This window comes from Acetobacter malorum (assembly GCF_002153605.1).
Lineage (GTDB): Bacteria > Pseudomonadota > Alphaproteobacteria > Acetobacterales > Acetobacteraceae > Acetobacter > Acetobacter malorum_A.
On record NZ_JOPG01000029.1, the window covers coordinates 31,040 to 54,893 of the forward strand.

Below are 23,854 nucleotides of genomic sequence, written 5' to 3' on the forward strand. Positions count from 1 at the left end.
AATCCTGTGATTAGTACAAAAGAAACGTCTGGCGCAGGGCGCGGAAAGACGCGAGGTCTTTTTCCCACAGAGCCGCCAGAGCGGGAACGTCGGCGCCTTTGTCCAGCAGGGTGCGGATGTGTGTATTCCCGCTGAGCTGATCAAAGGTTTTACCAGTACCCCGCCAGAAAGAGGGGCCGGCCAGATGACGCCCCGTGCTGAGGAGTGTCATGCCCGTAGCAATCGGGTCAAAGCTGGTGCGGTCGGTGACTGCACAATGCAGTCCGTGCAACAGCGTGTTTTTAAACGGGTCAACAAGAGACGTGAACCATACATCCCGAAAGGCCGTGCCGGCACATTCGGCTTTTGTGGCTTCTTCTGCCCAGACCCGACCATCTACGGTGGCACTTCCCAGGTAGAGAAAAGGCATCGTGGTGCCTCGTCCTACCGAAAAGCTTGTGCCTTCAAACAGGCAGGTTCCGGGATAGACTAATGCTGTTAACGGGCTTGGCATATTGGGGCTGGGCGGACACCATGTCAGGCCGGTATCTTCAAAAAACATGCTCCGCTGCCATCCATCCATCGGCACGATGTCGAGCGGGGCTTTCCGGCCAGTTTGTTTCGTCACAAACACAGCGTTGAACAGACGCGCCAGTTCCGCAACTGTCATGCCGTGGCGCAGAGCAATGGGCGCACGACCCACAAAAGACGATAGTCGTGGGTCCAGGACCGGACCGAATGCGTCCAGCCCGGAAATAGGGTTGGGGCGGTCCAGCACCAGCAGGGGGAGCCCCAGCTCTGCACAGGCCATCATGCAGTCAAACAGGGTCCAGATATAGGTGTAGAAGCGGGACCCGGTATCCTGAATATCAAAAACGAGAAGCGTAATGCCTGATTTTTTGAGAATGCTTTTCAGAGCGTCTCCGGTTTTGGTGTAAATATCATACACCGTGCAGCCCGTTTCCGGGTCCTGCATTTCCGGTTCTGAAAAGCCTTCCCGCATGGAACCCCGAAACCCATGCTCCGGCCCAAAAATGGCCTGTAACTGCACGGAAGGAGCCTGATGCAGACAGTCTACGATGGATGTCAGGCTGTTATCCACGCTGGCGACATTGGCGATCACACCAACCTTGTGACCCAGAAGGGGGGCGTAGCCTCCGTCTCGCATTTTCTCAAAACCAATTTTGACACGGCCTGTTAGCGGTTTCTGGCATGGCGTGACCGCCTGCGCAGGAGCTGCCTGTGCCGGAACACGAGCCACAAGCAGGGCGCCACCTATTCCAAGAAGAGCCTTGCCCGTTTGGCGCGCCAGAGTACGGCGGGGGAGTTGGGTCATGCGTCAGGTTTCCGTTCAGAGCGGGGCAGGATGCTGCGTGCCAGACGCAGACTGATCGCAAAGAAAAACAGCAGACAAATGCCTGTCAGAATCAACCAGGGAAAAGCCAGAGGGTGACCGCCGGGGCGCAGGCCGACCATGGCCAGCAGCACGAGCGGCACGGTCAGGCAGAAGGCCGGGATCAGTTCCGCCGCACGGGCAGAGGGGATGGCCATACCTGCCAGAAATGTACCCAGCATGGGGCCATAGCCGCAGGCTGCAATGGAAAAGCCCAGTAGCACGGCGGACTGGCTCCCCTGCGCAAACAGCAAGGAGCAGCCAACAAGAATGACACTCCAGAACACCGTCAAGGCACGTGCCAGACCAAGCTGGCTCAGGGAGAGCTTCCGGCTAAGCCATGCGCAGAGAGAAGAGAAATCTCCAACAGTAGCGGCGGTCATGGCAGAGAGGGTGGAGGAGAGGGACCCCATGGTGGCCGCCAGAATGGCCGCAACCATCAGGCCGCGCAGGCCGGCAGGCAGACCATGCACAATGTAGTCAGGAAAAATGGCGTCCGGTGAGGAGAGCCCGGTTGCCTGTAACGGCACCTGACCATGATACAGCCAGAGCAAAATACCAACACCAGACAACAAAAAGAACAGAGCCGTGACACCAACAGCGCTGCCCATCAGAGCCATGCGGGCTTCTTTCAAACTCCGGGCTGCCAGCACACGCTGTACCATCAACTGGTCGGTGCCGTGGGAGGCCAGAGTCATTAGCGTCCCACCCCCAATGGCGGCAAGAGGAGTGAAGGCGCTGCTAAAAGGGGAGCTGGCATGGGCAAACAGCACAAATTTTCCAGCGTGTTGTAAGGCGCTGAAGCTGCCTGCAGGCAGGCCGTGCATCAGCAGGGCTGCACAGATGGCCGAGCCTCCCAGATACAGGCAGAACTGAATAGCGTCAGACCACACCACAGCGCGCAGGCCACCGCACAAGGTATAAAACAGCGTGATGCCCACAACACCTGTCAGCAGCACAAAATGTGGTACGGCCATATGCGTGGCAGCGAGCATAGCCGTCAAAGGCAGCATGCCAGCAAACAGCCGGACTGCTTCCGCCAGTACGCGTGTGCCCAGAAAGGTGGCGGAGGCAACCCGCTGCATGCGGGCGCCAAAGCGCTGGCCCAGATAGTCATAGGCGCTCAGCATGCGGCCCGAACAGTAAAGAGGCAGGAATTTCCACGCGACAATCGCCCGGCCCAACAGATAGCCCAGCGCCAGCCCGACAAACACCATCCCATTCCCAAACGCGACGCCGGGAACACTGATAACTGTCAGGGTTGAGGTTTCTGTTGCCACCATGGAGAGGCAGAGTGCCCACCAAGGCAGATCATGCCCACCTTCCAGATAGGCTGTGGTGGAAGATTGCCGACCGGACAGCATGACAGCCAGCAGAGGCATCCCCGCCAGATAGGCCAGCATGACAGTCAGGTCGAGAAAGCTCATGCGGGCTGGTTCCGGTCAGTCTGTCCTGCAGCGGCAATCAGGGCACGAATGGCGTCCGGGTCCGTGACAACTGGTTGGGAACCAAAACCAAAAGCAGCATCGTCTGCGATGGGAACAGCAGGTTTTCGGCAGGAGGCATGCACTTCCGTAACACCTGTCTGGCTTATCAAAGGGCCGACATTTTGAGCGTTTACGCCGCTGCCAGCCAGAATGATAATCCGGCCTCGCGCCTGCTGCTGCAAACGGGCGAGGCAGTCAGCCCCGTCCGGTGCGGAGGGTTTCTGGCCGGATGTCAGAATGCGCGTAAAGCCCGCGGAAATTGCAAATTCCATCTCAGCAAAAGGATCTTGCGTCAGATCAAACGCGCGGTGCAGCGTGCGTTCCATGTCGCCACATGCGTCTGACAGGCGGAGAAGCAACTCATGGTCCAGATGCCGGTCAGGCCGGAGCGCCCCCAGAACCACACCCGCCAGACCGGCCGCACGTGCGGCACGGATATCATCCTGCATGACGGCGGCTTCATCCGCGTCAAAAATAAACGTCCCCGCACGCGGACGGATCATGGCGAGGGCAGGCAGAGGCCGTTGAGCGGCATACTGCATCAGACCCATACTGGGGGTCAGACCGCCAACATCCAGTGAGGCACAAAGTTCAAGCCTGTCCGCTCCAGCTGCATGGGCGGCTTCAATGCCTTGCGGTGTTTCTAAGCAGATTTCAACACGGATCATAACAAAGCTCCGGCCCAAGGCAGGCAGCACCCAGAATTCCGGCGTCTTTTCCAAGAATGGCGCGCCGGAGGAGGGGCTGTGTGGTGGGGGAAAGGATACGGTCCCGCACAGCGCGGTCCAGTGTCTGAACAAGCAAGGCGGAATTACTCAGCCCACCAGCAACAGGGACAACTGTACTGCCAATGACATTAAGGATGTGAGCCAGTGCTGCACTGGTGTACGTCATCCAGACAGACATGGTTTTTGCGGCCTGCACATCCCCATTTTCCCAAAGTTTGAGAATGGTGTGGCTTGTTTCAGCCTGACCACCCGCCCAGAGATGCAGGCGCTCAAGAGCGCGGGCACCGGCAATGGTATCAAGGCAGCCTGACTGGCCACACCCGCAGCGGAAAAGCGGCACGGTTGCGCGGATCTCATCCGGGTCTTTCAGGAGCGGGGGGGCGATAACAACCGGCGCATGACCCAGTTCCCCCGTTATACCGCCCAGTCCCGGCACAATCTGGCCGTCCAGCACAAAACCGCCCCCAATGCCGGTCCCCAGAATAAGCCCGAAGACATTCCGATGTCCCTTGGCCGCGCCAAAGCGCGCTTCAGCCAAAGCAAAACAGTCTGCATCATTCCCGATCCGAACAGGACGATGTGTGCGCAGGCTCAGTTGCTCTCTGAGCGGTATGCTGCAGATTCCAGGAATGTTGGCGGCGTGCACATGGCCGGTCTGCGGGTTTTCTACGCCGGCAATGGCGATATGCAGCGGCACACCCGGATAAGGCGCGCAAAGTGTTTGCAGAGTGGTGATGAAGGTCTCGGCGTCGTTAATCGGCGTTGGCACGGCATGGCGCTGTTCCAGTCTGCCATCAGGATGGACGAGAGCAAAATCGATAAACGATCCGCCGATGTCTGCACAAAGAAGCATAAGGACATCCGTGATTGTAACGCGCTGGAGAACACGATGCGCAAAGAGTGCGCCTCGTTAAGCCTATAGTCTTCTGGGTTAATGTTTCAAAAGGAGTTTGTAAATAACATTCCACCTGTTTGCGGGACTTGTTTCATGCCATAAATTATCTTTCCGTGCGTTTTTGCAGGTAAAGGGCAGACCATGCTGTCTTCGGGCCATTATCAAATTCTCAGCGTTCTCAGTCGCAGCGGGGCAAAAAGCCGGACAGAACTTGCGGTGGAACTGAGGCTGAGTAAGGCGGCTATTTCTGCACTGGTCCGTGATCTTCTGGATCAGGATATTTTAAGTGAGCAGGACCCGGTTTATGGAGCGGGGCGTCCTTCCGTGCCGCTGGTTGTCCGGGCGAATGCGGCGTCGTTTGTCGGGATTTCGCTACAGGATGACCCGGCTGTTGTGGTGCTGACGGACCTGCATGGAACAACGCTGAACAGGATTGAAGTGCCCCGCCTTGCAGACCCGGAGGCCTGTGTGTCGCTTCTGGTCAAAACGATCAAAACTCTGCGGGCGTCTCTGGGTAAGGAGCGCGGGACGCTGTCTGGGATAGGCCTTGCTCTTCCGGGGTTTGTTGCCCGGGACCGTCAGACCTGTCTGGCCTGTACGGCGCTGGGATGGCGGAATATCAAGATAGGAGAAACACTGGCAGAGCGAGCAGGCCTGCCTGTCTGGGTCGAAAATGATGCCAAGGCGCTGATTCTCGGGGAGCAGCTTTTTGGCCCCCTCAAAGGCAGCCCGGATTTCAGCATGATTTTTGTCAGTCATGGCATAGGCTGTGCTCACATTGTTAATGGTCGGCTATTATGGGGAAATGCTGGTGGTGCTGGTGAAATTTCCCATGCGCCCATCACGGTGGACGCTCAGAAGGCCCTGCCGTGCCGCTGTGGGAATCGCGGGTGTCTGGAGACTGTGGCCTCTCTTCTTGCCATCGGTAATGCGGCCAGACAGGCTGGTTTGCCAACCAATACGCAGGATCTGACGCGTCTTGCTGCGGAGGGGCATGCAGATGCCTTAAGTATTCTGCACAGGGCCGGGTCCGCCATGGGGATAGCAACAGCCCAGCTGATTCAGATGCTTGATCCCAGCCATGTTGTTGTGATGCTTGACCCGGCTTTAAAAGACGGCGTGTACGGGCACGCCCTGCAATATGAGGCCGAATCTCATATCCTGCATCGCACAAATGCCCACACTATGATCAATTTTCGTGATTTTGAGCCAGATAGTTTTGCTAGGGGGGCGGCCAGCCTTGCTGCCCGTTACTTCATATTTGGGCATGGTGGGGTCTGAAATCCATTCAGACCGAACCCGGAATGTGTCATTTATGCAACGATATCGCGGAACATGCGGCAAAAGGTTTGTTTTCAATATGAATTAAATCGTTCTCCTTGAACCCCCATTGCATACTAACAACGGAGTTTGCAGGATTATGTTTCTGTTTGGGAATGAAGTGGGCATTCCCATGATCCGGGGAGGGGGTTGTTATCATGCGTCTTTCACTACGTCAGCTTTCAGTCTCCTGTGTTGCGCTGACGGGGCTTCTGGCCGCTTCAGCGCATGCACAGTCAGCACCAGCATCGTCATCAGGCAGTCAGGTCAAAAAAGTTTCCAAACCTGCTGGTCCGGCACGGAAAAAATCCTCTTCCGGGAATGGACTGAGTTCTTCCGTTCTGGGGCAATATACAGGTGGAACAGAAGAAATTTCTGTGACCAGTCATTCCGTCTCTTCCAACGGTGTGACCAACCGTACGCCCGGTGGCGGCTTGATGCCTCATCAGACGGCACCGCGTTCGCAAAGTGGTGTGACGCGTGATTTTATTGCCAAGCAGGCCCCTTCTTCAAACATTACGTCTCTGGTTGCAGATTTACCAGGTGTGACCGTTACCAGTCAGGACCCGTTTGGAATGACGGGGGATCATCTGCAGGTGCGCGGCCTGAATGAAACGCAGATGGGTTATCTGTTTGAAGGCGCGCCGCTGGCTGACCCGATCAACTACGCCCCCTACACTTCAACGCTGGTTGATTCTGAAAACCTGGGGTCTGTAACAGTTTCACAGGGTTCCCCGGATCTGAACGCTCCGTTTTATAATGCTGTCGGCGGCCAGATTACCGCTACGGCGCTTAATCCCTCACATCGTGCGGGTGGGTTTGTTGATCTTGGTGGTGGCTCTTACAGCTATAATAAAGAATTTATCCGTCTGGATACCGGGGATATCGGCAATTCCGGCGTGCGGGGTTATGTCTCTTTCTCGCACACAGGGTATGACAATGGAGCGCGTGGGCCGGGGGGGCTGCTCCGGTATCATGTGGATTCAAAATTTGTAAAAGAATGGGGTGATGGCAACAGCATCTCCGCAATTTTCTCTTATAACAAGCAGTCAGCAACATCCTGGCGCTCCCCCACAAAGGCGCAGTGGGATCAGTATGGCGTCGGTTTCTCCTATGCCAAACATTTTGCGCCGGGTGAGTCTACCTATTACAAGCTGAACCAGCAGAACCTGAATCAGCAGCTTGTTGTTCTGCCTATGCATTTTACGCTGGCGGATAACCTGCATCTGCATGTTTCGCCTTATTATGTGCATCAGTTTGGCCCGTCTCTTGGTGGTGAAAATATTCCAGCATCAGGTGGATATTTCGGAACGCAGCAATATGGGGACCTCAATGTTGGCACGCCGGTCAACGGCAGCATTCTCACATCCAGCCGCGATCCGTGGAACCAGAAAACCGGCGGTGTGAATGTCTCAGCCGACTGGCGCCTTTCCAAGAGCAATACACTCTCTTTCGGGTGGTGGTATGCCTATACCACGCATGAAGAACTCTCTGATTTCCGTCCGGTTTATGCCGATGGAAGCGGGTGGTCTGGTGATGTGATCCGCGTAGGTGGAAAAATTCTTACCGGGTATGACCTGAACTTCATGCAGCAGGTTAATACGCTCTTTATTGCTGATACGCAGAAGCTTTTGAATGACAAACTGACCCTGAGTGCAGGCTTCCGTGTTGCCATGGTCTCCCGTCAGGGCACCAACCTTGTGCCCGGTGCAGATCCCTATAAAATGCAGGGAAATTATTTTGAGCCGCTCCCACAGTTTTCTGCGAGCTATATGATTACGCCTAAAGATCAGATTTATATCAACGGCACGACGTCTTTCCGTGCACCGGAATCTGTGGAAGCCTATTCTCAGATTTTTGATCCAAATTCTGCGCATGCAACCATGCAGCCGCAGAGCCTTAAGCCGGAATATTCCATCAGTGAGGAAATCGGTTATCGGCATCAGGGGAAATTCTATAATTTCTCAATGTCTCTGTTTAATATCAATCTGACCAACCATCAGGTGACGTCCACAGGCTATATTCCCAACACGAATATGATGGTGGCTTCTCCTATCAACATTGGTGGCCAGACATCCCGGGGTGTGCAGGCGGAATTCGGGCTGGCGCGCTGGCATCATTTTAGCCCCTATCTGTCCGGGCAGTTCCTGCATTCCACATTTGATAACAACTTCAATACCGGAAGTGGTTATCTGCCAACGGCCGGGAAAACGGCGGTGCAGGCTCCCAAATTTACCGGTGCCATTGGCCTGAGCTATGATGATGGTCGGTTCTTTGGAAACTTTGATCTGCGCTATGTAGATACCCAGTATACCACCTTCATGAATGATGAAAAAATGCCAGCCTATGTCACATCAAACCTGACGCTGGGTTATCGCATGAAGTCATTTAGTTATTTGAAACATCCGCAGATTCAGCTCAATCTGACCAATATTGGTGATAACCACTACCGGTCCGGTTCAAGCTATACGGCCAATGCGCATCCGCACGTAACCTCCACCGGGGCTATCGCGGCGGGGAGTGCGCCGGTCTATTATGTGGGTGGCGTTTTTGCCGCTATGGTCTCTGTCTCTTCCGGGTTCTGAAGAGAGGTAGCAGGGCAGAACGCCTTGCTTGAAAAACAGGTCGATTGGGGCCGGAGTTCGTCTCCGGCCCGTTGCTGAAGGAGTGCGGCGTGCTCAGGTTTCCGATTGCAAGTCCGGCAGGTGCATATGGCTGGCGCCCCGTGCTGATTATGGCGGCCCTGTTTTTCAGTATCGGTTTTGTCACCTGGCTGAATGGACCGCTGATCACCTTTGTTCAGATTGCTTTTAATCTGAGTGACGTGGCCTCCTTTCTGGTGCCTGTCTGCTTCTATCTGGCCTATTTAGTCTTTCCGCTGCCTGCTACGGTGCTGGCCCGGCGGATTGGTCTGCGGCGCGGACTGGTCGTCGCCCTTGCGATCATGGCTGCTGGTACGTTGCTGTTTGGGGAATGTGTCAATGGTCGCTGGTATGCCGGGGCTCTGAGCGGGCTGAGTGTAATTGGGGCTGGCCTTTCCCTCCTGCAAATTACGGTTAATCCTTACGTCAGCCTCCTCGGTGACCATGACCGTGCTGCGCAACGCATTGCCATTATGGGGATTGCCAACAAATTTGCCGGGATAGTTGCCCCGGTTTTATTCGCGCTGATTGTCATGCCGGATGTAGGGCAGGTGGTCGCCAATATCAGAAACACGCCTGCAGGCCCGGTGCGGGATGCCGTTCTCACGCAGTTTACGCATGCGGTGCACGTGCCCTATCAGGTTATGGCGGGGCTGCTGGTGCTGCTGGCCATTCTGGTAGCGCGAGCACCGTTGCCGGAGATTACTCTTGAGGCAGCCGATCCGCAGAATGCGCCAGTGCGTAAGGCTCAGCCCGGCTGGCTGATTACCGGTGTGTTCGCCATGTTCCTCTATGTTGGGGTGGAGGTTATGGCCGGGGACGCTATTGGCCTGTTTGGTCATGCTTTTGGGTTATCTCTGGATGTTACCAAATATCTGACAGCTCTTACGCTGGCCTCCATGATGCTGGGCTATCTGGCGGGCATGCTCATTGTACCGCGCTTCATCAGTCAGGATGGGTATATGCTCACCTGCTGTGTGCTGGGTATTCTCATCTGCCTTGTGGCTTTGGTAGCACCCGGTCTTATCCCGGTTTTTTGTGTCGCCTTGCTGGGTTTTGCCAATGCCATGATCTTGCCCGCCCTTTTTCCCATTGTGCTGGCCGAGGCCGGATCGGATGGGGCAAAGGCAACTGCTTTTCTGGTCATGGCCTATTCCGGTGGTGCTGTGCTACCGCAGATTTTTGTCCATATTGCCCCCATGCTGGGGAATTTACATGCCTTTATGGCGCTGGTCATTCCGGCGTATCTCTTTATTGCCTGCTGGGCCATCGCCCTGCGTGCCAAGACCGGTGCGCGTGCTCCAAAATCATTGATCACTTCGGTTGGAGACTGATTTTTTATGAAAATCGTCATATGTCCCGATGCAGCCCAAACACGACGGCTGGCGGCACAGGTGCTTGCAGAGCAGGTTAAAAGCAAACCGACATCCGTTCTGGGGCTCGCAACAGGCCGCACTATGGAAGCAATTTATGCCCAGCTGGTGGAAACGGCGCAGCAGCAGGCTCTGGATTTCAGCAGTGTCACCACCTTTAATCTCGATGAATATATCGGCCTGACGGCGGATCATCCTCAGTCCTACCGTTATTATATGCAGACCCACCTGTTTCAGCGGATCAATATTCCTACGGCTAACACGCATGTGCCGGACGGAGCCGCTGCGGATGTTGAAGCGGAAGCGCGCTCTTATGAAAAGCGGATTTCTGAAGCCGGCGGTATCGACCTCCAGCTGCTGGGATTAGGGGAGAATGGGCATATCGGGTTTAATGAACCGCTTTCTGCTCTGAACAGCCGTACGCATGTGGTGACGCTGGCGCAAGCCACGCTCAAACAGAACGCCGGGATGTTTAATAATGACATGGGGCAGGTGCCAGCACGGGCGCTGACCATGGGAACCGGCACTATTCTGGATTCACGGGAAGCGCTTCTGGTCGTCACAGGGGAGGCGAAAGCCGATATCGTGGCGCGGGTGATTGAAGGGCCCGTTAGTGGGCTGGTTCCGGGCTCTGCCCTGCAACTCCACCCGCATTGCCTCGTGCTGCTGGATGGGGCCGCGGCTTCGCGCCTAACGCAGCGCGAGGCTATTTTCTGGCAGATGCAGCATGATCCGGAGCTGCGCACATTTCTTTCTGCGTAAGGCAGTATACGACACACGCACGGCCCTCTTTCAGTGCCGTTGCTCAAAAGAATAGGACGCAGCATGACACAACAGAGTTTTTCAAAATTTCGTCGCGTGCTTTTGGGCAGCGCCGCTGTTCTGATACTTGCTGTGGCTCCGGCCTATGCTGCAACGCAGGGTGTAGCGCCCGTTGCGGTCTCGGCCGGTGTTACGACGGCAACTCCCTCACTGATGCCGGTTCCGGCTTCGGTCTCTTTGCCTGTGGGCGCGTTGCCGCTGAGTGGTGGCATGACCATTCTGTGGGACCAGAAGCCGTCAGCCCTGCTTACCCGTGCCGCGGACCGTTTTACACATCGGATTGATGCCCTTGCCGGGCGTGTCCTTCCGCAGCAGAAGGATCTGGCTGGACCTGTTACCAGTATTCCCGTGCATATTCAGGTGGGTGAAGACCCGGATGCACTGACGGTCCACGCCAAGGAAAAATACAGTCTGCAAGTGAATGCGTCCGGTGTAACGCTGACGGCAGAAGGCCCGGATGGTGTGCTGCATGGTCTGGCAACGCTGGCGCAGCTCGTCACGCGCGGGGAGAACGGACCGCAGCTGGCATTTGCGGAAATTACCGATAGTCCGCGTTTTCCCTGGCGCGGCATTATGATTGATACATCCCGGCATTTCATGGCGGTTTCAACGCTTCAGCGGCAGCTGGACGCTATGGAATTGCTCAAGATGAACGTACTGCATCTGCATCTGAGCGATGGCACCGGGTTCCGGGTTGAGAGTAAGAAATTCCCGGAACTGACGGAAAAAGGCTCGCACGGCCAGTATTACACGCAGCGAGAGTTGAAAGATCTTGTGGCGTACGCGGCTGATCGCGGAATTCGTATTGTGCCGGAGTTTGACGTGCCGGGGCATGCGCTGGCCCTGCTGCTGGCGCATCCTGAACTGGCGGCGCAAAGCCCGGTTAATCCGGAGCCCAAAAATAAGAATAATGCCGCGCTGGACCCGACGGTGCCTGGCACGCTGCGTTTTGTCCGCAAGTTGTATGCGGAAATGGGTAAATTGTTCCCGGATGCCTACTTCCATTCCGGTGGGGATGAGGTGGACCCCAGAGAATGGATGAAAAACCCAAAAATTGTTGCTTATATGAAGGATAATGGCTTTGCCACGCCGCAGGCTTTGCAGGCGCACTTTACGGCAGAGGTTCAGAAGGTTCTTGCCGATCAGGGCAAAGTCATGGTTGGCTGGGATGAGGTGAGTGAAGCGCCTATTCCCAAAGAAGTCGTTGTGGATGTCTGGAGAAGTTCAAAATTCCTGGCGTCGGCTTCGGCCGACCATCACCCGGTCATTGTCTCGGCCGGCTATTATCTCGATCTGCTCCAACCTGCCTCCCAGCATTATCTGGTAGACCCGTATGACCCGGCCGCAAACGGCATCACGCGTGAGCAGGCGGATAAGCTGCTGGCTAAAGGCGGACGGCCTGATCTGGTCAATGCCTTCCTGAAAGAACCCGCCCCGGCTCCTCTGACGGACGAGCAGAAGCAGTATATTCTGGGCGGGGAAGCGCCTCTGTGGTCCGAACTGGTCACGGACGAGATGCTGGATGCCCGTTACTGGCCACGCGCTGCGGCCATTGCCGAGCGATTCTGGTCGCCTGCCTCTGTGCGGGACGTGAACGATATGTATCGTCGTCTTGCTGTGGTGGACACAGAATTGCAGATTACCGGCCTGCAGGCGCAAGCCAACACGCACCGGATGGCGCTGCGGCTCTCACCTGCCAATGCCGACCCGGTGGAATGTCTGGTGAGTGCCACGGTGCCTCTGCGTAACTACGTCATGAACCGCTATGTCAGCCATCGTGACAATGCGCTGGATGAGATTGGAGAAGTGACGTCACCCGATCCGTTCGCCGCTGTGCGGTTCAGCATGCTGGTTGATCAGTATGTTGCCGGGGATCATTCCGTGGCACCGGCTCTGAAAGCCCAGATGCAGGTCTGGCGGGATAATGATGCCGCGTTCCAGCAGGTGGCGACTGTGCGCGGCCTCTCAGAAGCTGTGCCGACGTCTCACAATCTTGCTGTTATGGCTGGGGCCGGGCTGAATGCGCTCAACGGTCATAAAAAGAAACTTTCCTCAGAAGATAGGAAGATTTTTGATCAGGAAGAAACGCTCATTAACAGCTCGGCAGATGTGTCAGGGTCTTTCTCCGGCACCAGCTTTCCGCCGGGTGGGCTGATGATTATTGCTGAACCGGCTCTCAGGAAACTTGTCGGCCTCTAACGTCGGTTTTCCGGGCTTTGCTACACGGCAAGGCCCGGAGACATTATACGTCAGCTGCGGGAAACTGATCTTCCAGGCTCATATTTTCCCATTTACGGCAGGCTGTGCGGAGAATTTTCACAAAGCGTGATACCAGCGGCATGTTCTGGCCGGAGCGAATGGCAACGGCCAGTGTGGCGCGTGGCGCAGGTTCGCTCAGGGTGTGGAATGTCACACCCCCCGCATGAATCTGGCTGAGCGAGCGTGGCACAACAGACACGCCTAGTCCCGCTGCAACCAGTGGCACTGTGCCAGCAATCTGTGGGGCCTGCTGGCCCATGGGGGGCGTGACTCCGGCCAGCTGGTAGGCGGAGAGAATGGCGTCATGAAACCCCGGACCCAACTCACGTGGGAAGATAATCAGCGGGTCTTTGGCGACCATATCCAGACTGATAACCGGCTGATGCGCCAGCCGGTGCCCACGGGGCAGGGCGATCACGGTAGGCTCATCCAGCAAATGAAAAACAGAAAGACGCGTCGGGTCCGGCACGGGCGGCCGGATAATGGCCAGATCTGTACTGTGGTCATGCAGCGCGGCGCATAGCGCAGGCGTATTACTTTCTTCCAAAGAGAGTGTGACATCCGGCGCGCTTTCCCGAAAGCGGCGAATGGCCAGCGGAATAAGGGGCAGAAGCGGCACAGCGCCGGCCAGCCCCAGCCGGATATGCCCCAGCTCACCCCGGGCCAGCCCGTGGGCTGTCACCAGAAACTGCGCCTGCAGGTCCAGGATGGTCCGGGCGCGGGGCAGGAGGGTGGCGCCAATTTCGGTCAGCTTCACACCACGCGTCTGCCGCTCAAACAGGGCCACGCCCAGTTTTTGCTCCAGCTGCTTGATCTGCTGGCTGAGGGGCGGCTGTTCCATCCCCAGCTCTTCCGCAGCACGGGTAATACTGCCGTGGTCCGCCACGGTTACAAAATAGCGCAAGTGTCTGATATCCATGAGCCATATTTATAGGATATGGATAATGCGTTCAATATATATTGGAAGACTAGATGCTGCTGTAATAACGTCTGTGCATTGAGATCAGCAACAATGAGTTTGAAACAGTGCGCAGCATGAAGAACAGCCCGGTGGCAGACATGGACGTTCGGTCTTCTGCACTCGGAAACGGTGTGGGTAAGAAACCCGTCGCCAACCGTCTTTACCAGACCTCCACGATGGCCGCTCTGCTGGATGCCGTGTACGATGGTGAAACCACGCTGGACGAAGTGCTGCACCATGGCAATTTTGGCCTCGGCACCTTTAACGCGCTGGATGGCGAGATGATTGTGACCGATGGTGTCGCACGCCAGTTCCGCGCAGAAGGGCAGGCTGCCGAGGTTCCTGGTTCTCTGAAAACGCCTTTTGCCTGCGTGACATATTTTGAGCCCGAAAAAACGCTCAATATTGATACACCGCAGACAAAGGAAACGTTTGAAGCACTGGTCGATCAGCTTGTGGGTAACCCCAACCTGTTTGGTGCCGTACGATTTACCGGGCAGTTTGAGCGGGTGGATACGCGCACGGTGTTCTGCCAGTGCAAGCCCTATCCGCACATGCTGGACGTTGTGAAAAAGCAGCCCACCCTGACCATGGAATCCGTGACCGGCACCATGATTGGCTTCCGCACCCCGGTTTATATGCAGGGCGTGAACGTGGCGGGTTACCATCTGCACTTTCTGATGGAAGACCAGAAACGCGGTGGTCACGTGACGGAATACCGGCTGGTCCGTGGCCAGCTTGAGATTGCCGTGATCTCCGATCTTGAAATTCAGCTGCCGCGCACAGAGCAGTTTGCAAAAGCAAACCTTAATCCTGAGCATCTGAGTGAAGCCATTCGGATTGCCGAAGGCGGCTGAGGCTTTTTTTGACCACTGCGCCCCGTGTGCAGTGGTCTTTTTGCAGGACTTAAAGAAATGACCAAGCCTTCTGATCACGCCGCACAATGCGGTGCGGAGCTTATTGTCAAAAATCTGGTGGCACATGGCGTAACCCATGTTTTTGGGATCCCCGGAGCCAAGGTTGACCGTCTGTTTGACGCGCTGGTTGATTCCCCCATTGAGACTGTGGTGACCCGGCACGAACAGAACGCAGCCTTTATTGCCGGTGGCCTTGGGCGTCTGACGGGTAAGGCAGGTGTGGCGATTGCAACATCTGGTCCCGGTGCTTCCAATTTTGTGACAGGTCTGGCAACGGCAAACTCAGAAGGTGACCCGGTACTGGCCATTGGTGGTGCGGTGAAGCTGGCTGACCGCCTGAAGCTGACGCATCAGACCATGGATACCGTCAGCCTGTTCAAGCCGATTACCAAATACAGTGTGGAAATTACTAACCCGCTGGCAATTTCTGAAGTGATGGCCAATGCCTTCCGCTTTGCAGAAAGTGGCCGTCCGGGTGCGTCTTTTGTCAGCACGCCAATGGATGTGCTGTCCATGCCGGCTGATGCGCCTGTGCTGGCGGATCGCGCTGTCCCGAAATCTGGTCCCGCTTCCACGGATGCGATTGCAGAAGCGGCTAAACTGCTGAAAAACGCTAAGCGCCCGGTTGTTCTGCTGGGTCTGCTGGCCAGTCGTCCGGATGTGGCGGAGGCGGTTCGTGCTTTTGTAGCCACCACGGGCGTCCCGGTTGTTGGCACCTATCAGGCCGCTGGTGCGGTTTCTCACGAATTGGTGGATCGGTTTGGTGGTCGCGTTGGCCTGTTCCGTAACCAGCACGGGGACCAGTTGTTGCATGAAGCCGATGTGGTTGTGACCGTGGGCTACAACCCGGTGGAATATGACCCCTGGCTGTGGAACGTGAACGACGCCCGCAAAATCATCAATATTGATATTGTCGCGGCTGAACTCGATAACGCTTTTGTGCCGGTTGTTGAACTGGTGGGTGAAATTGCCCCTACGGTGAAGGCTCTTGCGCAGGAAGCTGGGAAGCTGGCCCGTGCGCCGGAACTGGAAGCCATTCTGGAAGGCTACAAGATTGCCCGCTCCGGTGCGCTGCGTGATGCCCGCAGCACGAGCAACACGGCTGTACATCCGCTGCAGATCGTGCGGGAGCTGGAACAGATTGTCACACCGGATGTCACGCTGTGTCTTGATATGGGCACGTTCCACATCTGGCTTGCGCGTTACCTGCTGTCCTTCCGTGCGCGCCAGGTTCTGATCAGCAACGGTCAGCAGACCATGGGTGTCGGCCTGCCATGGGGTATTGCTGCCAGCCTGCTGAACCCGGCTCAGAAAGTCATTTCCATCTCTGGGGATGGCGGATTCATGATGTCCAGCATGGAGCTGGAAACTGCTGTGCGCCTGAAATGTAACCTGATCCACATGGTCTGGATTGATCAGGCCTACAACATGGTGGAAATGCAGGAGAAGAAGAAATATGGCCGTGGGTCTGGCGTGGACTTCGGGCCGATCGACTTCGCTATGTATGCAGAAGCCTGCGGCGCCAAGGGGATTACCGTCACATCTGCTGATGGTGTGGGTAAAGCCCTGAAGGCCGCCATGGATATTGAAGGCCCGGTGGTGATTGCCGTGCCGGTTGATTACTCCCAGAACCACCTGCTGATGAAGCCGCTGGCCCAGCTTGGGGAAACATCCGCAGCAGCCTGATAACTTTCAGAGCAGAAATCTGTTTCTAACTGTTTTAATGTGGCGCTTTCTGTTATAACAGAAAGCGCCACATGCAGATTAAGGGCTGATTATGCAGGAAGATCATCATCTTTGCCGGACTGTCGGGCGTTTGTGCCTGTTGGCGGAGAGAGTCTGCGCTGTGTCCCGGACTGTTGGGAGCAGTTACCAGATGACAGATGGGGTGCCATAAAGGACGAGGCTGCCTGAGCGTTCAGGCAGACAGGTCTTTGCAGGGCACAACAGAAGGATAATCGGAATGCAGATTTCATCGCTTGATGCAGCCGGGCAGAATGGCATGCGGCGCGGGGCAGCTGTGCTGCTCGAAATTCTGCGCAGTGAGGGTGTGGACTATATTTTTGGCAATCCGGGCACAACCGAATTGCCGCTGATGGATGCCCTGCTGGAAGTACCGAACGTCTCCTATATTCTCGGCCTGCAGGAGGCCAGTGTTGTGGCCATGGCGGATGGCTATGCGCAGGCCGCCCGTAAGCCCGGTTTCCTGAACCTGCACACTGCTGGCGGGCTGGGGCATGGTATGGGCAATCTGCTCAATGCCAGTGTTTCCCAGACGCCGCTGGTTGTGACCGCGGGCCAGCAGGATTCTCGCCATACAATTTCCGACCCGCTCCTGTTTGGAGATCTGGTGCAGATTGCCCGTCCCGCCGTAAAATGGGCGCAGGAAGTGGCGCATGCGGACCAGTTGCCCGTTCTGCTGCGTCGCGCTTTTCACGACTCTATGGCGGCGCCAGCTGGGCCGGTCTTCCTCTCCCTGCCTATGGATGTGATGGAAGAAATGAGCGGGGTGGATATCGGCACGCCGTCCGTCATCAACCGGTCCTCTGTAGCGGGCGGGTTGGACGATCTGGCCAAAGCTCTGACCAGCATCGCACCGGGGCGGATTGCCCTGATTGCGGGTGATGAAGTCTATGCGTCCGATGCTGCGGCAGAAGTGGCTGCCGTTGCGGAATGTCTGGGTGCGCCAGTCTTTGGATCGTCCTGGCCGTCCCGCGTGCCGTTTCCCACGGCGCATCCGCTCTGGTGCGGAAATCTGCCCACGCAGGCGACAGCGATTGCGGAACGTCTGGGGGCCTATGATGCAATTTTTGCACTGGGAGGCAAATCGCTTATCACCATTCTCTACACGGAAGGCCCCGCTCTGCCGTCTGGTTGTGCTGTGTATCAGATGTCGTCCGACGTGCGCGACCTTGGTCGCACCTTTAATACGCCGCTTTCTGTCGTGGGGGATATCAAGGCCTCCCTGCAGGCGTTGCTGCCGTTGCTTCAGAAGGCCGCAAAGCCGCATCAGGCAGATTACGCGGCGCAGGCCGCGCTGGTGACGCAGGCGCGGCGTGCCCAGCGGGCCGAAGCTGTGGCGGAAGCCAAAGCCCGGCGCAATGAGGCCGCTATCCCGCCGCGAGTGGCGGCATGGGAGGCTGTGTGCGCCATTGGCCCGGACGTAGCGATTGTGGATGAGGCCATTGCAACCTCCTCCGATGTTCGGCTGTTTCTGGAAAGCACATGGTCGGGCCAGTATTCTTTTTTGCGTGGCGGTGCGCTCGGCTGGGGAATGCCCGCAGCCGTTGGGGCTTCGCTGGGGTTAGGGCGGGATCGTGTGGTCTCGCTGGTGGGGGATGGGGCTGCGCTCTATTCTCCGCAGGCCATCTGGACCGCCGCGCATGAAAAACTTCCTGTAACGTTCGTAGTGATGAACAACCAGGAATACAACGTTCTCAAAAACTTCATGAGACAACAGAAAGATTACCTTTCTGCACGTGAGGGAACATATCCGGCAATGGATATTGTTAATCCGAGTATCGATTATCAGGCCATGGCGAAATCCATGGGTGTGCCATCCTGCCGGGTGACGCGCGCGTCTGATATCGCACCCGCCATTGAGGCTTCGCTGGCTTCCGATGGCCCCTCTCTTGTTGAGATCATGATTACAACAGGCTGAAAACCTGTTCTACCGTCGGGGGTTTGCATGAAAATAGGTCTTTTTATACCGTGTTATATTGATGCGTTTTATCCAAACGCGGGGATTGCCACGCTGGAACTGCTGGAAAAGCTGGGGCAGGACGTGGAATACCCGATGGATCAGACCTGCTGTGGTCAGCCGATGGCCAATTCCGGCTGTAATTCGGACGCTGCTGCGGCAGAAGCCCTCTTTGTACGTAATTTTGCCAAGTATGATGCTATTGTCATGCCGTCCGGCAGCTGCACGCACCATGTGCGGGATAATTTTGACGCCATCCCGCAGACGGAAGAGGTCAAGCACGTTCGTAAAAACACGTTTGAGCTGGTAGAATTTCTGCACGATATTCTGAAGGTTGAAGAATTCCCCTGGGCGGAGTTCCCGCACAAGGTTGGCCTGCACAACAGCTGCGGCACCCTGCGTGCTCTGCGCACGGCGAGCATGTCCGAGCTGGGTGAACCGTACTTCTCCAAGCCGATGGACCTGCTGAACAAGGTTAAAGGCATTTCCTTCGCAACCCCCAAACGCCCGGATGAATGCTGTGGCTTTGGCGGCACGTTCTCTGTCACGGAAGAGGCTGTGTCCGCCCGTATGGGGCTGGATAAGGTTAAGGACCATCATCAGGCCGGTGCGGAATATATTGTCTCGGCTGATACGTCCTGCATGATGCACCAGCAGGGCTGTGCAGAACGTGGCGGTGTGCCCATCCGCTTTATTCATATCGCTGAAATTCTGAACGGAGCGCGGTCATGAAGGTCAAACCCGTCAATCACGCCAAGGCGGCGGAAGAGTTTCTGGATGATGCCCCGCATCTGACCTTCCATGATGAGCGACTGTGGGACATGCGCCAGAAGCGCGACCAGCAGATGCATCTGCTGCCGGAATGGCAGGAGTTGCGCAGCCGGGCGTCCGCCATTAAAGAGCATACGCTGGCCAATCTGCCCGAATATCTGGAGCAGTTTGAAGCGAATGCCAAAAAGAACGGCATTCATGTCCACTGGGCAGCGGATGGCGCTGAACATAACCGTATCGTCGGCGAAATTCTGGAAAAGCATGGCGCAAAATCGCTGATCAAAAGCAAATCCATGGTCACGGAAGAGTGCGACATGCGCGCTTATCTGGAGCCGCGCGGTGTGACCGTGACGGAAACTGATCTGGGCGAGCGGATTCAGCAGCTTGATGACCAGATGCCGAGCCATATTGTGGTGCCCGCCGTGCATAAGCTGGTGCCGGACGTGGCGAAGATTTTTGCCAAAAACTATAATACCGACCCGAATGATGACAGCCCGCAGTCTCTGGCGGAATCGCAGCGTATGGCGGCGCGCCCGGTTATTCTGACAGCCGATGCCGGAATGACGGGTGGTAACTTTCTGGTCGCCGAAACCGGCACCTTTGTGGTCTGCACCAATGAAGGTAATGCGGACCTGAGCGCCACCGTGCCTAACCTGCATATTGCGACATTGGGGATTGAGCGCATTGTGCCCCGGATGGCGGATATGGGTGTCTTTATTCGTCTGCTGTCCCGCAGTGCTCTGGGGTCTCCCATCACGCAGTACACTACGCATTTCCGTGGCCCGCAGAAGGGTGGCGAAATGCATATTGTGCTGGTGGATAATGGTCGGTCTGCGCGTCTGGGGATGGAAGAGTTCTGGACGTCGCTCAAATGCATCCGTTGTGGCGCGTGCATGAACACCTGCCCGGTGTATCGTCGTTCCGGTGGTCTGTCCTACGGGGCCGTTTATTCCGGCCCGATTGGCGCGATTATCGACCCGACCTTTAACGAGCGGAAATACAGCACGCTGCCGTTTGCTTCCACCATGAACGGAAGCTGTACAAACGTCTGCCCGGTCAAAATCAATATTCACGAGCAGCTTTATAAGTGGCGTCGTGTGCTGGCTGAACATCATGAGCTGCCGTTTGTGAAACGGGAAATCATGCACATGGCTGGTAAGCTGATGGGGCAGCCAACGCTGTATCGTACGGCTATTAACGGCACTGAAGTCGCGCTGAGCACCCTGCCGCGCTTTGTGCTGTATAACTGGCTGAATCCGTGGGGCAAACATCGCGAGTTGCCGCATCCGGTCAAGCAGACCTTCCATAGCTGGTATAAGAAAAACCGCCTTAAAGACAAAAAAGAGTCACAGGGAGGGAAAGCCTGATGAGTTCCCGCGACACAATTCTGGCAACGCTCCGGGCCAACCGTCCGGACCCTGCCGCGCATGAACTGCCTCCCGTTGCTGTGCTGGGAGATATGGACGCCGGTAAAGCGCGTTTTGAAGATGCGCTTCAGCTTCTGGGTGGTCAGATCCTGCTGCCACAGGAAGGCGACACGCTGGCGACGGCTATTGCCCGGCGCTTTCCTGATGCCAAGATCATCTGTTCTGCTGTGCCTGATTTTGAAGGCACCATTCGGCTGGAAGATGTGACGTCTCCGCAGCAGGCGGCAGCAACGGATGTGCTGGTGGTGCGCAGTCCGTTCGGAATTTCAGAAATGGGCTCTATCTTTTTAAGTGAAGCCCAGCTGAACAGCCTTAATTCTGCGGCTCATCTGACGCAGCATATTGTGGTTATTCTGTCCGAGAAAAATCTGACAGCCAATATGCACACGGCTTATGTCGAACGGCCAGAATTCCATACGGCAAACTATGGTGTGCTGATGACAGGCCCGTCTGCCACGGCAGATATTCAGGGCGTGCTGATCCGTGGTGCGCAGGGCGTGCGGTCTCTGTCTGTCTGGTGGGAATAACACCAGTCTAAGTCTCTGAAAAAGCCGGATCGGGGGAGCCCCTGATCCGGCTTTTTTTTATGATATGGTGTTCAGGAGGTGCGCGCTGGTGTGCTTACCCATTGACGGGAATCGTGACGATCGTTCCCGGACTCTTGGTCGTTTTTGAGAGTTCGAGAAGAATTTGTAGCATTGTAAAAGCAAGTTTGCTGTCAAAGTCATTTTCAGAAATATAATAATACTGCTTGTCATAATGGACTGAGGCGAACGTGTTGTCTGGCACCGTTTTGCCAACATGCACAACCACAATGGGTTTTGTCTCGCGCCCGATAAGCTGAATTCTGGGCTGTGTGCGGCCGGACGTAATATCATCCTGCGGCACGTCAATCTGATAGGCAATCTGCCCCAGCGCGCCCAGCATGGTGCGGGTCAGAATACGGATCTGTCCGGGGCGCGGCTGGCCTGCCCCGTAGACGACTTCCACACGTTCATCTTTGGGCTTCATCTGGAAAAAACGGCGTGTTTCGTAAACGGTTTCTGCCAGAATAGGGTTATCTGTCGAGGAAACGTTGAGGAAAACCCGGTCAAAGGACGGCATTTTTCCGGGAATTTCAGCACTATGTTCAAGCTGAATGCCGAGCAGGCCCGCAACCTGTAACACGCGCAGGTCATGGATCAGTTCAAAAAATTCGGGAGACCCGCGCCCAACATCGCCCCCGATGGACCCGGCATTGCTGATGAGATTGACCGACTGCACCGCCAGCCGGAACAGCACATCAATCGGCAGCCCACCCATGGCCAGAGGAAGCAGGCTGCCAATCGGCATGGGGCGCAGGAAGCTTTGCGCATAGGCATCGCCCGTGACAGGCTGAAAGGTAAAGGTCGGGCTTTCCTGAAACTGAATCCCGGCATTGCCGCTGGGTCTCACGGGGCTTGCTGTCCCAACCCCCACAGCGAAACTACGTTGAAGCTGATAACCGGAAATAAGCTGCGTGGTATCCAGAAAACCCGGAGTGTCTGCATAACGCAGCCGGACAATATTTAGCAGTGTCTGGCGTTTGCCTGCGGTGATAAGAGCGAGGGAATAATCGCTCTGGTCCTGATCCAGCCGCCGGGACCCGATATTGTAACAGCCGGTTAAAAGCAGCAGGGCGCCAAGTAGGATTCTGGGAGCAGCTTTATACATAGAGCAGAGATCCGGATGGAGGGAATCGGGTCTTTGTTTCACAGCAGAGCTCAAGATGGGAAGCTCTTTGTAGTGTGTCACTGCGACGTAAAGGGAGCCTCTGCTGCGCTAAAGCCGGGTGGTCCTGCGTCCCTGACAGCAAGACCAAAAAGACGCGGGAGCTAAGAAGGGGAATGTCTGCTGCGAGGTGGCTGGCAAAATGCCACCAGCCTCGCAGCAAGAGGGTTAGCCTTTAACGCGTTCAATCTGGGCGCCACAGGCGGCCAGCTTGCGTTCCACAGCCTCATAACCCCGGTCCAGATGATAGACGCGGCTGAGGATGGTTTCCCCATGGGCGGCCAGCCCTGCCAGAATGAGGGAGAAGGAAGCCCGCAGGTCCGTTGCCATTACAGGTGCGCCAGACAGGCTGTGCACGCCACGGATAATGGCAGACGAGCCATGGACGTTAATGCGGGCACCCATCCGGTTGAGTTCCGGCACATGCATGAACCGGTTTTCAAAAATGGTTTCCGTAATCATGGACGCACCTTCCGCTACGGAAAGCAGCGCCATGAACTGAGCCTGCATATCGGTGGGAAAGCCCGGATAGGGTTCGGTCATGATATCAATGCCACGCAGCGCACCCGTGCGGCGCACCCGCATGGCGTCACCTTCCTGCGTGACCTCCACCCCGGCTTCTTCAAAAGCCCGTACTACTGCGCCCAGATGGTCCACGCTGCCGCCCACAAGGCGGAGGTCACCGCCCGTAATGGCTGCGGCGCAGGCGTAGGTGCCGCATTCAATCCGGTCCGGCATGATGCGGTGTTCCGCCCCGTGCAGGGCTTCCACGCCGTCAATAATGATGTGCCCTGTGCCCGCGCCGGTAATGCGCGCGCCCATGGCGTTCAGGCAGTCTGCCAGATCCACCATTTCCGGCTCACGCGCGGCGTTGACAATTTCTGTGCGGCCATGCGCCAGCGTGGCAGCCATCATCAGGTTTTCGGTCGCGCCCACGGAGGCAAATGGCAGCACAATCCGGTCACCCGTCAGGCCGTTGGGTGCGCGGGCGTTGATGTAGCCGTTTTCCAGCGTGATCTTGGCGCCGAGCGTTTCCAGACCTTTCAGATGCAGGTCCACCGGGCGGGTGCCAATGGCGCAGCCACCGGGCAGGGACACGCGGGCTTCCCGGCAGCGGGCCAGCAGCGGGCCGAGCACCAGAATGGACGCGCGCATTTTGGAGACGATATCGTAAGGCGCTTCCGTGCTGGTAATCTCACCACCAACGGAAAGCTTTGTCTTGTCACCGTCCACCGTTTCCACGGTCAGCCCATGCTGGCGCAGCAGAGCCTGCATGGTGGCGATATCGGCAATATGCGGCACGTTGGTCAGCACAAGCCGCTCGGAGGTCAGCAGACCTGCGACCAGCAGTTTCAGGCCGGCGTTTTTCGCGCCCCCAATGGTAATTTCGCCATGCAGGGGGCGACCACCCCGAATAATAAACCGATCCAT

The 23,854-nt window shown here is 56.5% G+C and carries 18 protein-coding genes; 11 read left to right on the forward strand and 7 right to left on the reverse strand.

Going from position 1 to position 23,854, the window contains the following annotated elements:
- Positions 1-10: 10 nt before the first annotated feature.
- From HK23_RS12065 to HK23_RS12080, 4 genes are read right to left on the reverse strand one after another with little or no spacing between them, the layout of a single operon-like run.
- The gene (locus HK23_RS12065) at positions 11-1,315 is read right to left on the reverse strand and encodes an exo-beta-N-acetylmuramidase NamZ family protein (RefSeq protein WP_086654150.1); all 1,305 of its coding nucleotides are present in this window, start codon (positions 1,313-1,315) and stop codon (positions 11-13) included.
- Entirely contained in the window at positions 1,312-2,799 is a 1,488-nt protein-coding gene (locus HK23_RS12070) for a sodium:solute symporter (RefSeq protein WP_086654151.1), read from the reverse strand. Before HK23_RS12070 ends, HK23_RS12065 begins: the two co-directional genes overlap by 4 nt.
- Positions 2,796-3,527: a copper homeostasis protein CutC gene (locus HK23_RS12075; protein ID WP_086654152.1), complete on the reverse strand. Its 732-nt coding sequence runs from the start codon at positions 3,525-3,527 to the stop codon at positions 2,796-2,798. The genes HK23_RS12070 and HK23_RS12075 overlap by 4 nt, the downstream gene beginning before the upstream one ends.
- The gene (locus HK23_RS12080) at positions 3,514-4,440 is read right to left on the reverse strand and encodes an ROK family protein (protein ID WP_086654153.1); all 927 of its coding nucleotides are present in this window, start codon (positions 4,438-4,440) and stop codon (positions 3,514-3,516) included. The genes HK23_RS12075 and HK23_RS12080 overlap by 14 nt, the downstream gene beginning before the upstream one ends.
- Positions 4,441-4,623: 183 nt before the next feature.
- Between HK23_RS12080 and HK23_RS12085 the strand changes: the two genes are divergently transcribed.
- From HK23_RS12085 to HK23_RS12105, 5 genes are all read left to right on the forward strand, one after another.
- Positions 4,624-5,763 carry an ROK family transcriptional regulator gene (locus HK23_RS12085; RefSeq protein WP_086654154.1) on the forward strand — a complete coding sequence of 380 codons (1,140 nt, stop codon included), beginning with the start codon at positions 4,624-4,626 and terminating at the stop codon, positions 5,761-5,763.
- A 197-nt stretch (positions 5,764-5,960) separates the two neighbouring features.
- Positions 5,961-8,387, forward strand: a complete 2,427-nt coding sequence (locus HK23_RS12090; RefSeq protein WP_086654155.1) for a TonB-dependent receptor — start codon at positions 5,961-5,963, stop codon at positions 8,385-8,387.
- Positions 8,388-8,476: 89 nt separating this feature from the next.
- Positions 8,477-9,778 carry a glucose/galactose MFS transporter gene (gluP, locus tag HK23_RS12095; protein ID WP_306300691.1) on the forward strand — a complete coding sequence of 434 codons (1,302 nt, stop codon included), beginning with the start codon at positions 8,477-8,479 and terminating at the stop codon, positions 9,776-9,778.
- Between the two features lie 6 nt (positions 9,779-9,784).
- Positions 9,785-10,579, forward strand: a complete 795-nt coding sequence (nagB, locus tag HK23_RS12100; protein WP_086654156.1) for a glucosamine-6-phosphate deaminase — start codon at positions 9,785-9,787, stop codon at positions 10,577-10,579.
- A gap of 63 nt (positions 10,580-10,642) precedes the next feature.
- Positions 10,643-12,838 carry a beta-N-acetylhexosaminidase gene (locus HK23_RS12105; RefSeq protein WP_256940180.1) on the forward strand — a complete coding sequence of 732 codons (2,196 nt, stop codon included), beginning with the start codon at positions 10,643-10,645 and terminating at the stop codon, positions 12,836-12,838.
- Positions 12,839-12,881: 43 nt separating this feature from the next.
- Here HK23_RS12105 and HK23_RS12110 read toward each other — a convergent pair whose 3' ends face one another.
- Positions 12,882-13,817: a LysR family transcriptional regulator gene (locus HK23_RS12110; protein WP_062248457.1), complete on the reverse strand. Its 936-nt coding sequence runs from the start codon at positions 13,815-13,817 to the stop codon at positions 12,882-12,884.
- A 116-nt stretch (positions 13,818-13,933) separates the two neighbouring features.
- On the opposite strand from HK23_RS12110, the gene budA reads away from it, so the two are divergent.
- The 6 genes from budA (at position 13,934) to HK23_RS12140 (ending at position 21,201) form a co-directional block, all read left to right on the forward strand.
- Complete coding sequence (gene budA / locus HK23_RS12115) at positions 13,934-14,716, forward strand: acetolactate decarboxylase (protein ID WP_086654157.1); 783 nt, start codon at positions 13,934-13,936, stop codon at positions 14,714-14,716.
- Between the two features lie 57 nt (positions 14,717-14,773).
- A complete protein-coding gene (gene alsS / locus HK23_RS12120) occupies positions 14,774-16,462 on the forward strand; it encodes an acetolactate synthase AlsS (RefSeq protein ID WP_086654158.1) in 1,689 nt (562 codons plus the stop codon).
- Between the two features lie 277 nt (positions 16,463-16,739).
- The gene (locus HK23_RS12125; protein ID WP_086654159.1) at positions 16,740-18,437 is read left to right on the forward strand and encodes a thiamine pyrophosphate-dependent enzyme; all 1,698 of its coding nucleotides are present in this window, start codon (positions 16,740-16,742) and stop codon (positions 18,435-18,437) included.
- 27 nt (positions 18,438-18,464) lie between these two features.
- On the forward strand, positions 18,465-19,208 hold the full coding sequence (locus tag HK23_RS12130) for a (Fe-S)-binding protein (protein WP_063907202.1): 744 nt from the start codon (positions 18,465-18,467) through the stop codon (positions 19,206-19,208).
- On the forward strand, positions 19,205-20,614 hold the full coding sequence (locus tag HK23_RS12135; RefSeq protein WP_063907203.1) for a lactate utilization protein B: 1,410 nt from the start codon (positions 19,205-19,207) through the stop codon (positions 20,612-20,614). The genes HK23_RS12130 and HK23_RS12135 overlap by 4 nt, the downstream gene beginning before the upstream one ends.
- Positions 20,614-21,201 carry a LutC/YkgG family protein gene (locus HK23_RS12140; RefSeq protein ID WP_061506107.1) on the forward strand — a complete coding sequence of 196 codons (588 nt, stop codon included), beginning with the start codon at positions 20,614-20,616 and terminating at the stop codon, positions 21,199-21,201. The genes HK23_RS12135 and HK23_RS12140 overlap by 1 nt, the downstream gene beginning before the upstream one ends.
- Positions 21,202-21,295: 94 nt before the next feature.
- Here HK23_RS12140 and HK23_RS12145 read toward each other — a convergent pair whose 3' ends face one another.
- The gene (locus HK23_RS12145) at positions 21,296-22,366 is read right to left on the reverse strand and encodes a hypothetical protein (RefSeq protein ID WP_086654160.1); all 1,071 of its coding nucleotides are present in this window, start codon (positions 22,364-22,366) and stop codon (positions 21,296-21,298) included.
- 225 nt (positions 22,367-22,591) lie between these two features.
- Entirely contained in the window at positions 22,592-23,854 is a 1,263-nt protein-coding gene (gene murA, locus HK23_RS12150; RefSeq protein WP_062141957.1) for a UDP-N-acetylglucosamine 1-carboxyvinyltransferase, read from the reverse strand.